At 35.0% G+C, this 14,013-nt stretch carries 11 protein-coding genes; 2 read left to right on the forward strand and 9 right to left on the reverse strand.

The annotated features are described in order from the left end of the window. Positions 1 to 82: 82 nt before the first annotated feature. Positions 83 to 1,333 carry an ABC transporter permease gene (locus ACUTSE_RS01060; RefSeq protein WP_445638910.1) on the forward strand — a complete coding sequence of 417 codons (1,251 nt, stop codon included), beginning with the start codon at positions 83 to 85 and terminating at the stop codon, positions 1,331 to 1,333. A gap of 120 nt (positions 1,334 to 1,453) precedes the next feature. Here ACUTSE_RS01060 and accD read toward each other — a convergent pair whose 3' ends face one another. From accD to tamL, 3 genes are read right to left on the reverse strand one after another with little or no spacing between them, the layout of a single operon-like run. After that, positions 1,454 to 2,308 carry an acetyl-CoA carboxylase, carboxyltransferase subunit beta gene (gene accD / locus ACUTSE_RS01065; RefSeq protein WP_002990020.1) on the reverse strand — a complete coding sequence of 285 codons (855 nt, stop codon included), beginning with the start codon at positions 2,306 to 2,308 and terminating at the stop codon, positions 1,454 to 1,456. Between the two features lie 46 nt (positions 2,309 to 2,354). Then, complete coding sequence (gene fbaA, locus ACUTSE_RS01070) at positions 2,355 to 3,422, reverse strand: class II fructose-bisphosphate aldolase (RefSeq protein WP_002990022.1); 1,068 nt, start codon at positions 3,420 to 3,422, stop codon at positions 2,355 to 2,357. A 46-nt stretch (positions 3,423 to 3,468) separates the two neighbouring features. Then, positions 3,469 to 6,033, reverse strand: a complete 2,565-nt coding sequence (gene tamL / locus ACUTSE_RS01075) for a translocation and assembly module lipoprotein TamL (protein ID WP_445638911.1) — start codon at positions 6,031 to 6,033, stop codon at positions 3,469 to 3,471. 42 nt (positions 6,034 to 6,075) lie between these two features. Here tamL and ACUTSE_RS01080 point away from each other — a divergent pair, with 42 nt between their 5' ends. Next, positions 6,076 to 6,816 carry a TrmH family RNA methyltransferase gene (locus ACUTSE_RS01080; protein WP_445638912.1) on the forward strand — a complete coding sequence of 247 codons (741 nt, stop codon included), beginning with the start codon at positions 6,076 to 6,078 and terminating at the stop codon, positions 6,814 to 6,816. On the opposite strand, the gene porT is transcribed toward ACUTSE_RS01080, so the two are convergent. The 6 genes from porT to ACUTSE_RS01110 form a co-directional block, all read right to left on the reverse strand. Further along, on the reverse strand, positions 6,803 to 7,600 hold the full coding sequence (gene porT, locus ACUTSE_RS01085) for a type IX secretion/gliding motility protein PorT/SprT (protein WP_115092506.1): 798 nt from the start codon (positions 7,598 to 7,600) through the stop codon (positions 6,803 to 6,805). The two genes, ACUTSE_RS01080 and porT, sit on opposite strands and share 14 nt — an antisense overlap. 2 nt (positions 7,601 to 7,602) lie before the next feature. Continuing rightward, on the reverse strand, positions 7,603 to 8,331 hold the full coding sequence (ubiE, locus tag ACUTSE_RS01090; protein ID WP_002990032.1) for a bifunctional demethylmenaquinone methyltransferase/2-methoxy-6-polyprenyl-1,4-benzoquinol methylase UbiE: 729 nt from the start codon (positions 8,329 to 8,331) through the stop codon (positions 7,603 to 7,605). Between the two features lie 114 nt (positions 8,332 to 8,445). Beyond that, the gene (locus ACUTSE_RS01095; protein WP_445638913.1) at positions 8,446 to 9,012 is read right to left on the reverse strand and encodes a GNAT family N-acetyltransferase; all 567 of its coding nucleotides are present in this window, start codon (positions 9,010 to 9,012) and stop codon (positions 8,446 to 8,448) included. A gap of 53 nt (positions 9,013 to 9,065) precedes the next feature. Continuing rightward, positions 9,066 to 10,511: an alanine/glycine:cation symporter family protein gene (locus ACUTSE_RS01100; RefSeq protein ID WP_445638914.1), complete on the reverse strand. Its 1,446-nt coding sequence runs from the start codon at positions 10,509 to 10,511 to the stop codon at positions 9,066 to 9,068. 344 nt (positions 10,512 to 10,855) lie between these two features. Continuing rightward, the gene (locus ACUTSE_RS01105) at positions 10,856 to 11,383 is read right to left on the reverse strand and encodes an inorganic diphosphatase (protein ID WP_002990037.1); all 528 of its coding nucleotides are present in this window, start codon (positions 11,381 to 11,383) and stop codon (positions 10,856 to 10,858) included. Between the two features lie 87 nt (positions 11,384 to 11,470). Continuing rightward, positions 11,471 to 13,963 carry a DUF5686 family protein gene (locus tag ACUTSE_RS01110; protein ID WP_445638915.1) on the reverse strand — a complete coding sequence of 831 codons (2,493 nt, stop codon included), beginning with the start codon at positions 13,961 to 13,963 and terminating at the stop codon, positions 11,471 to 11,473. Between the last annotated feature and the right edge of the window lie 50 nt (positions 13,964 to 14,013).

Raw genomic sequence — 14,013 nt, forward strand, 5'->3', positions numbered from 1 at the left:
TTGTTTTTTAAAGAAAAATAGGAGGGAAGTGTAACTTTTATAATCTTCTTCTACTAATAGGATGGTCGTTGAACTTGATGCTATGATAATATATTTTAGGCTTTTACTCAGTAGTTTTCAATTTGCAATCAATGCATTGAGAACAAATAAACTAAGAACCTTGCTTTCTCTCCTAGGGGTGACAGTGGGGATTTTTTCTATTATTGCCGTTTTAGCAGCTGTAGATTCGATGGATCGCACGATAAAATCTGAATTAAGTGGATTTGATCGCAACATGATTTATGTGTTTAATCATTCCTTTGGGCCATCAGAAATTCCGCGTTGGAAGATTGATCAGTTTCCTAATGTAACCTATGAAGAATACGATTATTTAAAGCGAAATCTAAGTGATGTCGAATATGCGTCCTTTAATTTTTTCGTGCGCAATGAAAATATGAAGGCCGATCGTTATTATGCTAATGATGTTATTGTTCGTCCTTGTAGTGCAGATATGCAATACCTCGACAATGTAAAAATGGCTAGTGGGCGTTTTTTTAATGAATCAGAAGCGGTAAATGGAAGTGGAGTTATTGTCATTGGAAATGAAATCGCCAATACACTTTTTCCTGGACAAGATCCTTTAGGGAAGAATATCCGATTGTATGGACGTAAATTTGCAGTAATTGGTGTTTTAGATAAGCAAGGAGCAATCTCTATAGGAGGTGGGCACGATGAAACAGCTTATATTCCCGTAAATTTATTTCGACAAATGTTTGGAGATAATATCAAAGCATATACGCCTGTAATTATTTTAAAACCCAATGAAAAAGCAGATATCAAACATTTTGAAGATGAAATAACGACTAAATTACGCGCATTCCGCGGCTTAAAAGTAGGGGAGGATACCAATTTCTTTGTCAATGTATTTGGTGGAATGATGGAGTTTTTGGATAATATTATTGGACAGATGAATGTAGTAGGGTGGATTATCAGTATGTTTTCTCTTTTGGTAGGAGGATTTGGGATTGCCAATATTATGTTTGTGTCTGTCAAAGAACGCACGCACTTAATAGGCATTCAGAAAGCGATAGGAGCTAAGCGACGTGTTATTCTTTTACAATTCTTGTTTGAGTCAATTATATTGGCTTTAATCGGGGGATTAGTGGGTATTATTGTTGTTTGGATGATTGCGAAAGGAGTAAGTGTATTACTGGACTTTGAGTTTGTATTAAGTTTATTTAATATTGGTATTGGATTGGGATTGTCTATCATTATAGGATTGATATCGGGGTATTTACCTGCGCGTTCTGCAGCGAAATTAGACCCCGTTGAAGCAATTCGATCTGGAATGTGATACTGGGGATTGGAGATTGGAAAAGAGAAAAGGGAAATGAAATGTAGGGGCGAATGGTAATTCACCCACATAATCTGAATATAATAAAAAAAGAGTTGCTATACAGCAACTCTTTTTTTATTATCTAATTGGACGATTTAAAATCAAATCCAAGTATAAGTTTACATTTTTCTTTAATTCCTTACGGTGTGTAATGAAATCTAAGAATCCATGTTCTAATAAGAATTCAGATGTTTGGAATCCTTCAGGTAAATCTTTTCCTGTTGTATCCTTTACAATTCGCGGTCCAGCAAATCCGATTAAAGCGCCTGGTTCAGCGATATTGATATCCCCTAACATAGCGAAAGATGCAGAAATACCACCTGTTGTTGGGTCTGTACAAAGTGAAATATAAGGAATCTTAGCATCACTTAGTTGCGTCAACTTAGCAGAAGTTTTTGCCATTTGCATCAATGAAAAACCAGCTTCCATCATACGAGCTCCTCCTGATTTAGAAATCATTAAAAAAGGAATTTTGTGCTTTAAAGAATAATCAATTCCCCTTGCAATTTTTTCACCTACTACAGATCCCATAGACCCACCGATGAAAGCAAAATCCATTGCAGCAACAACTAATTTTTCTCCTTTTGAATTTCCAACAGCTACACGCACAGCATCATTCAATTGCGTTTTTGAAGTAGCTTCTTTTAAACGATCTACATATTTTTTTGTATCCTCAAATTTCAACATATCCTTTGAAGATAAACTCTTTGCTATTTCTTTGTAATCGCCATTATCAAAAAGAATTTCAAAATACTCTTTACTGCCAATTCGAACATGGTAACCATCTTCTGGACTCACCCAAAGGTTCTTTTCTAGTTCTTCAGAATCTATAATTTTACCTGTTGGTGATTTGTACCATAAACCTTTTGGTATATCCTTTTTGTCCTCAGTTGGTGTTTGAATTCCTTTTTCTGTTCTTTTAAACCAAGCCATAAATGTCTGTTTTGTTTATACTATGTTAATAGGTTTAGAGAAGAAATTACAATGTGTTTACATTGTTTAAATCTTTAAATGCCTCTTCTAAACGAGCATTGAAAGTGATTTCTCCTTGTCTCACCCATGCACGTGGATCGTAGTACTTTTTATTTGGTACATCCGCTCCCTCAGGGTTTCCTATCTGTGTTTTTAAATATTCAATTTTTGAAGTCATATAATCTCTTATTCCTTCTGTATAAGCAAATTGCATATCTGTATCGATATTCATTTTGATTACACCATAAGAAATTGCTTCTCTAATTTCTTCTAATGATGAACCAGAACCTCCATGGAAAACAAAATCAACAGGATTATGCCCTAAGTTGAATTTCTTAGCTACATAGTCTTGAGAGTTTTTCAAGATGATTGGCGTAAGTTTTACGTTTCCTGGTTTGTAAACCCCGTGTACGTTTCCAAAAGCTGCTGCAATGGTAAAACGAGGACTTACTTTACTTAGCTCTTCATAAGCATAAGCTACTTCGTCTGGTTGTGTATATAGTTTAGAAGAATCTACACCAGAGTTATCTACTCCGTCTTCTTCTCCTCCTGTAATACCTAATTCAATCTCTAAAGTCATACCCATCTTTTCCATTCTTTCAAGGTATTTTTTAGAAATTTCAATGTTTTCTTGGATTGGTTCTTCTGATAAATCAATCATATGCGAACTAAATAACGGTTTTCCGTATTTTGTCATATGTTCCTCACTAGCATCTAGTAAACCATCAATCCAAGGTAATAGTTTTTTTGCACAGTGATCCGTATGTAAAATAACAGGCACACCATAAGCTTCAGCTAAAGCGTGTACATGTTTTGCTCCTGCAATAGCTCCTGCAATAGCAGATTTTTGATTCTCATTAGATAAACCTTTTCCTGCCATGAAAGATGCACCACCATTCGAAAATTGAATAATAACAGGCGCATTTAGTTTTGCCGCTGTTTCCAATACACCATTAATTGTACTAGAACTAGTCACGTTAACAGCGGGTAAAGCAAAACCTTTCTCTTTTGCATAGTTGAATATTTCTTGCACTTGATCTCCAAATGCTACTCCAGGTTTAATATTGTGTGCCATAGTCGTGTGTTTAATTTATTGGACAAAAATACTAATTATTATTTGATTAGAATGGATAATTAATACCAACATTCAAGACAGACTCTTTGAAGCTAAATTCTCCAAACCATTTGCGTTTGGAGTAAATCGAAGGATCATACGTCTTGAATCCCATATCTAATCGGAATACAAAGAAACTAAAGTCATAGCGAATACCAAAACCTGAACTCACTGCTAGATCTTTAAATGAGCTTACTCCATTGAAGGTGTAGTTCTTGTCTTCAACATTGTCAAATACGTTCCAAATATTACTTGCATCCACAAAGAAAGCCCCATTCCATTTACCTGTGATATTAAAACGATACTCCGTACTGAAGAAGAGCTTCATATTAGCCTCATTGAAATCGTTCGTTCCTCCGCTTTTACCTGGACCTAAACGATACGATTGCCATCCACGGTTGTCATTGGATCCTCCTGAAAAATAGCTTCGAGAGAACGGAATGGAATTGGCATTACCGTAAGGAACCGCCAAACCACCAAATAGACGAATCGCAACAATTTGCTGGCGTCCAAGATCCCAATACTTTACAAAATCTAATTCCGTTTTAATGTATTGTGAATACTCTACGTCAAATAAAGTTCTCTTTCCTGTATGACCTTCTTTATCACTTACGCGATTCATAATTAAATCAAGTAATCCACCAGCAGCCTCTACTTTCGCACGAACGGTATAGAAACTATTATCATTAATTCCGGTTCTCGTTGATGAATTAAAGGAAATATTCGAAGCTAAAATTAAGTTGTTTTCAGAAAGGCGAACCTTGCGCTCTTGAATACTGCGAATTTCATTGTAGTCTTCTGGTGAAATTCCCATAGGGTTATTTGTAGCTAATGCGTCATTAATGAAGCGATTCGCACCTTCACCTTGTATAGTTAAATCTCCACTTTCATCTACGTAGTCTACAGGTACATCATACTCTTTTGAAATGTTATTTAGGGTGTTGTACGAAGATTTATAGACACTAAAGTAGTTGTTCGGGTTTGTATTTCTTACGTATTGAATATTGGCTACATCCACGCTAAAAGAATTTTTGCGTGAAGGATACCAGCTGTAATTGATGATACCAGTGAAGTTGTCTTTATCTAATCCAATGTTTCGTTGTCTTGCAAAACCAAAACTCATAGCTGTTGTAGGAAGCATGGTTTTAGGGATGATTTTATTGGATGCAAAAGGGAATAAAAAACGAGGAAAGGTTAATTTAATATCCGCTCCATACTCTGTAACGTTGAAAAACACATCGTTAGGGTTGCTCATTTGCCTTGAGGATCCAATAGTTCCTCGTAATCCAAATTCTAAAATTTCAGCTCCTCTAAATACATTTCGAAATAATAATCCCATGCTACCACCAATTCCGAAATCTTGAATGTTTGAGTGAGTCACATCCAAAGAAGGATTGAAGGTCATCTTTTTACGGGAGGTCAAATAGATATTACTAATCAAGGTTTCGCCTTTAGGATCAGTAGGGTCCTCAACGTATTCAATTACAGGATAATTAAATATGCGCAAATTACTGATAGAACGAGAGGTAAGAATACGTCTAGAATCACTAAAAGTACTTTCAGGAGTAATGAATATCGCATCCGTTAAAGCTTTGGGCTTGTATTGGAGCTTCGTTGAACTATAAATATTAAAACCATTGTATTGGATACTGTCCAATACATACGCTTTGTTTTTAGAAACATTATCCGTGAAAATATTCACTTTGCTAATTTGGTAAATCTTAAAAGGAACCTGACTTAAGGTATCTCCAGATTTGACCGTTTGTTGATCGACAATCAATAAGATGTTGGCCTTGTTTTTGCTATCTAAAATAGTATCAACCTCATAGCGAATATTGATTTCCTGGAAGTGATAAGCTCCGTGATTTCGATAAATAGAAGTGATGCGTTTGCGCTCTTCTTCAAAGTTTTTTACATCAAATACTGTATTCGTTTTCAGTAAGCTTTTGGCTTGATTGTTTTCGTATAATGTCTTTAATGCGGGGGTGTCAATCAAATAAGAAATACTATCAATCAGGTAAGGATTTCCTGTTGTGATAAAATAGGAATTCGTCATTTTTTGCTCACCAATGCGTTTGGTTTCATTCGTAACCTTCGTATCAAAATACCCTTTGTTGAAATAATAGTTTTTCAATCGCGTTAAGGATTTTTCCGTTTTAAGGCTATCGTATAATACAGGAGGTTCACCTGTTTTGATTAAGAAATTATTGAAACCCGCAATCATGAATGATTGACCTAAGCGATTAACCTGTTTGCGAGAAAGTACGCCTTCTAAGGCTTTATCTGTTTTAGGATGTCTATTTAACCAAGCATGATAGTTGGAATCTGCATCTTGTCTTGCTAAGTTGTATAAATTCAAACGCAGGCGCGACCCAATAACAGGAAATTTGCTATTAGGTTGTTGGTACAGCTGATTGTAGATCTCTTCTTTGGATGTTTTCTTATCATTGATAACAATGCTGTTCTCCATTAATAAATCATAATCCTCTGGCACATTCTTCGTTATGGAACACGAAAAAAAACATGCAGAGATTATAAGAATAAATACTATTTTTGATAAAAAATTGCCCAACTTTATTACATCGATATATACAGATCAAAAATACATTTTTTTATGGTTACCAAAAACCAAATTAAGCGAATAAAAAGCCTTCATCAAAAAAAATATAGAAAAGAGCACCAATTATTTATTGCAGAGGGGATTAAAGTGATCCAAGAACTCTTGCAATCATCTTTTGTTTTAGACCATTTATATGTAACAAACGAGATGGATTTTGGCGTTCCTACACATCAAGTAACGCGAGTTTCTGCGGATGATTTAAAGAAAATGAGTGCTTTGACTACGACGCCTAATTGTTTGGCTGTATTTCATTGCTTAGAAAGTAAAACGATCGATTTTTCGGATTGGGTAGTTGCTTTGGATGATATTCGAGATCCAGGAAATTTAGGGACCATTATTCGCTTATGCGATTGGTTTGGTATTAGCCATATAGTATGTTCGTCAGAAACCGTAGATTGCTATAACCCTAAAGTAATTCAGGCAACAATGGGGTCTGTATCTCGTGTAAATATTGTATATACTGATTTAGCGGAGCTATTACAAACTGCAGAGGTGCCATTATATGGAACCTTTTTAGGTGGTGAAAATATCTATGAAATGAAAGAGGTAAAACCTGGAGTGATCTTAATGGGAAATGAAGCCAATGGTATTTCTGCCGAAATAGAAGCGCTTATTTCTCGTAAAATTACAATTCCTCGTTTTGGTAATTTACAACAAACAGAAAGTTTGAATGTTGCTATGGCTACCTCGATTGTGTTGAGTGAATTCCGAAGAAGTGTTTTTAATGTACAGTAAAATTTAAGAAAACTCCTCTAGTTTTCATTGAACTGATATGTCCAGTCCAAGGGCTATCCGGATCTTTATCGCGAATTAATTCATCGCCTAAACCAAATACACCGCGGATTGAAGGGCTAAATTTGAAGTATTCAAAGTAAATATCAACACCAACCCCTAATTCATAGTTCGTTGTCCATTGTTTCATTCTCCAAACTCCTTCATAGTTATCGTCATCTGATTTGTGATTGCTGCTTAAGTTTAAGTCAGCAGAAAAACCACCGAGTACATAAGGGCGAATGTTTCCTGTACGCAAAGCAGAGAATTTTAAAAGTAAAGGTAAGTGAATCAGCGTAGAGCTGATTGATTTTGTGCTAGAATTGGTTATTTCCTGCATAGTAGGAACCGAATTTGGCTTGTTTTTCATGTAGTAGTCCATGACAAAAGCGCGAGGAAATTTCAAATCGCGTTTCGAATAGATTAATCCTGGTTCAAAACGCAAATCTAAATATTCCATAATACGCAAATTTCCTACAAGTCCCACACTGAAACCCATATTGGTTGTTACTTGTATTTCTGTATGGTCACTGCCGTATTCGCCAGCTAAACTTTTGAGTTTATCGTAATACTCTTTATCGTAGTCAAAATTGAAATTCAAGAAATTTGTTCCAATATAATAGCCGTAGTGGACACGTTGTTTGTCCCAATCCGATTTATTTAATATTGGATTTCTCCCAAAAATCCACTGTGCAGATACATTTGCAGAGGTGAATAGAATAATAAGTAAGATAAAAAGTTTTCTCATAACTACTTTGAAGCAGAATATATGGTTGCTATACCCATCGTTTGCGGACGGTGTTTTACAGTCTTAAACCCAACTTTTACCAAAATATTGTTCAATTCTTGTCCAAAAGGAAAATTTTTAGCAGAATCAGATAAATATTTATAAGCATCTTGGTCTTTTGAAAACAGTTTACCCATGAATGGCATAATGTTTTTAGTGTAAAAAAAGTACCCTTGCTTAAAAGGAAATTTAGTCGGAACTGAGGTTTCTAAGATAATAAAAATTCCATTAGGTTTTAATACTCTTAAAATTTCTGTTAAACCTTTTTCTAAATTTTCAAAATTTCGTATTCCAAAGCCCACAGTAATGGCGTCAAAGGAGTTGTCTTCAAAGGGTAAATTTTCAGAATCACCTTGAATCATTTCAATGCGATTGTCTAGATTTAACGCCTTTATTTTTTTTCGTCCTACCTCCAGCATCCCAGCAGATAAATCTAAACCTGTGATTTTCTGAGCATTAGTTTTCGATAAAAGAATTGCCATGTCACCAGTACCCGTTGCAATATCTAAAATAGTCGTAGGATTAGTTTCAGCAACTAGTTTTAATACTTTTCTTCTCCAACCTTGATCCGTCCCTAATGAGATCATTCGATTCAAATTGTCATAATTACCTGAAATTGTATCGAACATTTGCTCCACTTGTTGTTTCTTTCCAAGTTGAGAATCTTTATAAGGCGTGATATTTTTACTCATTGTTACTATTTTTAGGCAAATATAAATAATCTCTATCAAAAAGAGAGGGTATCAAGCGGAATAAAGAGAGGGAACTAAAAAAGGGAATATCAATTTGATATCCCCTTGTATAAATTAGAATCTTAGGTACATGTGATAATATTCTCCACCAACGAAATCAAGTTGTTTTCCTTGAACAAATCCTAGTCTTGAGTATAATTTCATAGCATTAGGATTTTCTAAGTCTACAATTAATCCCACTTGTTTATAATGTTGAGATTGAGCAAAATCCGTAGCTGCTTTTAATAAATGACTACCAACACCTTTTCCTTGTACTAAAGGAGATACCGCAACTGTATCTAGGTAATATTCTCCACCTTCGGTTTCGGGCTCAGGAATCATATCGTTGTTGTACTTCTTTCGCATTAATTCTAGCACAGGCTCTCTTAGTTTGATAAAATCATCTCCGTTATATCCCGTAATTGAACCAACCACATTATCTTCGTCGTCTACAGCAACAAATGTATTTTGATAGCTGTATAAGTTATCTGGTTGTTTGAATAAAGTAGTTAGAAAATTAATAGCTTCTTCAATATCTTCTTGTTGAATAAAACTGAATACGATGTCTTCCATCGCTTGTAACATTAATTCAGGAACAACATCAAAATCTTCCTTTTGTGCAGGTCTTATGGTAAAATGCATGATTTTGTTTTTTAATTTTTTACAAAGTTAGGAAAGAGTTTGTTAGTGTTCAACTAACTTTTTCTTTCTTTTAGTAATCTATGCCAAATAGTACTTGCATTTTTAATTTTTAGCTTTTCTGGATCAAAGATAGGGTTACGACCTTGTTTATGCTGTGCGATATAATCATTCAGTGCAATAATTGTGGGTTTATAAAGGAATAAAATAACAATAAAGTTAATCCAAGCCATTAGTCCGACGCCAATATCTCCAATGCCCCAGGCAGTAGAAGATTCATTGATAGACGCATAAAATACGGTGGCTAATAAAATCAAACGCATCAACCAACGAAGAATAGTTCTCGGTTGATCAGTTAGATAATTAAAATTAGATTCTGCAATAAACACATAAGACATGATTGTCGTAAAGGCGAAGAAGGTTAATGCAATAGCGATGAATTGGCTAGCAAATAAGGGAAAGTGTACGGCAATTGCTTTTACAGTATAGGCTGATCCTACTTCTACATCAGGGATATTGTTGACAATATAATTTCCTGCTTCATCAAAAACATTGTATTGATGAGTGAATAAAATCATCAACGCCGTAGCAGTACAAACAAATAAGGTATCAATGTAAACGGAAAAAGCTTGTACTAGTCCTTGTTTAACAGGGTGGGACGTTTCAGAAGCTGCAGCAGCATGTGGAGCTGTACCTTGTCCTGCCTCATTGGAATAAATCCCACGCTTCACTCCCCAAGCAATAGCTGCACCAAAAATACCGCTGAAAGTAGCCTCTAGATTGAATGCAGAGCGGAAGATTAAGGCAAAAATAGACGGAATTTCTTTCGCATTAATGGCAATGATAATAACAGCCATAACAATGTAGATTACCGCCATGAATGGGACAACAACTTGAGCAATTCGACCAATTTTTTTAGCACCTCCAAATACAGTTAGACTAAGTAAAATACAAATAGCAAGCCCCGTAATCCACTGAGGAACTTGAAAAGCATCTTTAATACTAATGGAAATACTATTTCCTTGGATACTGGGTAAAAATAGCACGCAGCTAACAATCGTTACAAAAGCAAAGACTAAGGCTAACTTTTTACTGTTTAATCCTTTTTCAATGTAAAAAGCAGGCCCTCCACAATAATGACCATTTTTTTCTTCTTTATAGATCTGAGCTAAGGTAGATTCAACAAAGGCAGAAGCACTACCTAAAAAGGCAATCATCCACATCCAAAAGATGGCTCCTGGTCCTCCATAAGCAATTGCAGTAGCAACGCCTACAATATTTCCGACGCCTACACGTCCAGCTATAGCGATACTAAACGCTTGAAAGGGGCTTACCCCTTTTTCGGAAGATCCTTCCGTGAAGAGTAGTTTTACCATTTGCTTGATGTAGCGCACTTGAACAAATTTCGTTTTGATTGTGAAAAATAACCCCGCTCCAAGACATAAAATGATAAATACATTTGACCATAGTATGTCGTTAATAAATTTAATCGCTTCTTCCATTTGAAATGTTTTGAATTGAAAAATAATAATTTTTAATCAAATACACTACTTTACTGTGATTATTATATGTAATTGGTTTGTTTATTTTGTATAGTGAAAGGGAAATGTGCTTTTTTTGATGAAATAGAGAAGTAGTTTGCGTAAGCTTTTATTCGAATCATCTCCCATATAACTTTTAATTTCCAATGTTCTAAGAGCTTTTTTTCGAAGAAGAGTAAGCTTTGATAGGAGGTGGAGTAAAAGAAAAGATTTTAGTTAATTGGAAGAGGAGAGTAGTAGCAGGCATAAAAAAAGCTACTTCAATAACTGAAGTAGCTTTTATATAGTATTGTTCTGTTTTGTGCTTAGTAACGGATGCTGAATAAACCTTCTGCTTTGTTTTCTAAGTTATTAAAACGCGCTGTACATTCTTGAATCATTTTTACAGCAGCAGCTTTATCTCCAAAACCATTTGTAGTAACTGTTTTATTTTCTAAGTCTTTGTAAACTTTGAAGAAATGTTCTACTTCTTTTTTGAAGTGCTCATTTACATCGTCGATGTCATTTAATTTGTTCATCAATGGATCAGAAACAGGAACACAAAGAATCTTCTCATCTTGTCCTTTATCATCAGCCATGTAAAAAATACCAATAGGTTTCACTTCAACAACCATTCCTGGAAGAGATGGTTCAGTAAATAATACTAGTACGTCTAGTGGATCTCCATCTAAAGCTAACGTTTCAGGAATAAAACCATAGTCAGCTGGATATCTCATGTTTGAGTAAAGTAAACGATCAAATCTCAATCGTTTTAAATCAAAATCATATTCGTATTTATTTCTACTACCTGCTGGGATCTCAACGAAGGCATCAAAAGTTTCGAATGTACTCATATTCATTTATTTTTTATAGTCAAATAACTTAATAATGGGTGCAAAAATACTTCAATTCGTGCTGTTTACCAAGTTTTATCCACAATATTAGAAATAAATTCCAAATGAACCACGAATTGCAAACCTTCTTGCATCTGGCATATCCAAGTAATTTCCTCTCCAGCTTAAGTCAAGTCTGAAAATTTTAAAAATATTACCTACACCTACATAATATTCATAATAAAAATCTTCGGGTGCTTTGTATACTAATTGAGAAGCATTCAAATCAATGTTCTCTTGAGAAATTTTACCATAGATTCCGCGAATCCCCACAATCTCCCTTAGGTTTAAATCCCTAAACCATGGAATTCTTGAAAGTAAACGCCCTCCAAAATTGTGTTCTAAGTGAATAGAAGCATATTCGTTTGTGACAAACTCATAATAATCCAGGTTGGCAAACGTATTTTCAATATTGAACCACGATTGGTTACCTGGTACGACACTTAGTAAACCTAATGGAACTTCTCCAAAGGTTTTACCTGCTTCAAATGTAGTAGTAAACGTTCCAAACCCACCTAGTAAAATAGGTTTTCGAGCGTATAACTGCAATTTATCGTATTGGAAATTACTGTCAAAAGCTCCTTTGAAACCATGACTATAACGCAGGTATAATTTGAGGTATTTTTGATCAATTTCCTTGCGATCTACTCCATAGCCAATCGTTCTTTTACCTGGTGTATAATCAATAGCCATTTCAACTTCCGATTGCTTGGTTTCATTTGAAATAATCGTACGCTCTTTGTCTACATAGTAGTCTAAGTTAAAGAGGTCTGAGGCTGGTTTTAATGTTCGATAACTGAATGTCGTTAATAAACGCAAGTTTTTGACTGGTTCAATCTCTAAACCTACTGTTGAAAGATTGATGTCGGTAAGCTTAGAATTATCTCCACTAGCAAAAAGGGAACTTGAGGCGAAGCTACGCCCTAATACATCATTCGTTTCCGTTAGACTTACCCCAATTTGTTCCACATCGCGGCGGTTTCCTCCAAAAAGAATAAAACGCGATGGACTGTGAAGTAAGACTTTTCCACTAATACCATATTTGAATTTGTTGTCTTTGAAGCCGTAGGCTCCATATCCTTCTAATCTCCATTTATCATTCGGACCAAAATAAGTTCGCCCTCCAGCACGCATACGCAAGCCTTCAATATCGTTATAACCGAAGGTCGAGAAAATAGGTCCGTAGTCGAATTTATATTTCGGAATATTGTAGTAATTACTTGCAATGGTTGACGTTAAGTCGAAGAGGAACCTAAACTTAGGTACTGTTTTTAAGGTGTCTAGCATTTTGTAGATACCAAATTCGTCCTTACTCAGAGGTTCAAAGCGATAGGTTTGCCAGAAATCATCCGAGCGAGTATAAATTGACTCGTCATATTCATTGACATCCTTTTTGTAAAAATCATCTGGATGCTTGATGTTGAACTGATGGTTTTGGTATACCGTTGTTCGCTTACCGTAGATTCCTTTGGATTCTTCTTTTTTCGAAAGAGCGAAATCAGACATGAAGTGATCACGCGTCAATAAGAATACGGAATCATTTAATACGTCAAATTCTTGCTCAATATAAATTTCTTTTACCCAGTTGATGTTTGCATCACGACTGGCTTCCATATTAATCTTTTTGATAGCAAAGGTGGAGTCATTGACCCAAAAATCTCCTTTGAATGTCAATTCTCCTTTTCGTCTAGGGTAATAGACAATGTTGTAGCACCATTTGTCATCGATAAAGGCACTATCTGCTAAGACGTAGTTGTATACATTGATTCCTGTTCGCGATAAAGGACTGACAAAGTCTTTGTCAAAAATCTTGATATAGTTGTTGTAGATATTATACTCTGCATATAAATCTTTGACAAACTCAATAATATGTTGGTTGGTATCAAAACCTGAGTTTTTGTTTCCTAAGGTCTTTTCTATTTTTTTGTTGTCAATATTATCTCCAAATACTTGTCCGATATTTTCATTGATGAAAATAGGGAGGTATGTTTTTCCAGTAATGCGGTTGGTATCCACTTGATCAAAAATGAATTCCATGCCTTTGAATATTTTTTTCTTGCGGTATGCACTGTCAATGGAGTTAAGATCGAATTCAATCTTCTCGTATTTGTCAAATTCATATTGACTAAACATGTATAAACCATTTTTGCGCTTGCGTTCCCAAATTTTACGCAAGATATCGATAGCAGGATTATTTTTTTTGGAGGTTTTACCCGTGAAAATACGCACCTCTTCAAGCATATTATCTTCTTCTAAGGTAATGTTTAAATCGAGATTGCTACGGCTTTTTAAAGGGACATACGCTGTTTTGTATCCAACGAATGATACTACTAAAGTGTCGTAGTTATTTTCAGTTTCCAAATAAAATTTTCCAAGCTCATTTGCAATCACTCCTTGAGTAGAATTCTTGAAATACACACTTGCATAAGATACGTCAACTTTGTTCGTATCTTTAATTCTACCACTTACTTTTGTTTGGGCAATGCCTTGAAAGCTAGTTAATAAAAGGAAAGCTAGGTAAAATAATATCTTTTTTTTCATAGTCAATTTGGGAGTAAACAAAAAACTCCATCCTATTAAAAATAAGATGG

The sequence above is a fragment of the Myroides sp. TSA_177.3 genome (genome assembly GCF_052691955.1).

Bases quoted from the DNA above. Each gene is read 5' to 3' on its own strand.
- porT (WP_115092506.1), bottom strand. From the start codon at position 7,600: ATGAGAAAACTTTTTATCTTACTTATTATTCTATTCACCTCTGCAAAT.
- ACUTSE_RS01060 (WP_445638910.1), top strand. From the start codon at position 83: ATGATAATATATTTTAGGCTTTTACTCAGTAGTTTTCAATTTGCAATC.
- accD (WP_002990020.1), bottom strand. From the start codon at position 2,308: ATGGCTTGGTTTAAAAGAACAGAAAAAGGAATTCAAACACCAACTGAG.
- ACUTSE_RS01110 (WP_445638915.1), bottom strand. From the start codon at position 13,963: ATGAAAAAAAAGATATTATTTTACCTAGCTTTCCTTTTATTAACTAGC.
- ACUTSE_RS01105 (WP_002990037.1), bottom strand. From the start codon at position 11,383: ATGAGTACATTCGAAACTTTTGATGCCTTCGTTGAGATCCCAGCAGGT.
- ACUTSE_RS01100 (WP_445638914.1), bottom strand. From the start codon at position 10,511: ATGGAAGAAGCGATTAAATTTATTAACGACATACTATGGTCAAATGTA.
- ubiE (WP_002990032.1), bottom strand. From the start codon at position 8,331: ATGAGTAAAAATATCACGCCTTATAAAGATTCTCAACTTGGAAAGAAA.
- ACUTSE_RS01095 (WP_445638913.1), bottom strand. From the start codon at position 9,012: ATGCATTTTACCATAAGACCTGCACAAAAGGAAGATTTTGATGTTGTT.
- ACUTSE_RS01080 (WP_445638912.1), top strand. From the start codon at position 6,076: ATGGTTACCAAAAACCAAATTAAGCGAATAAAAAGCCTTCATCAAAAA.
- fbaA (WP_002990022.1), bottom strand. From the start codon at position 3,422: ATGGCACACAATATTAAACCTGGAGTAGCATTTGGAGATCAAGTGCAA.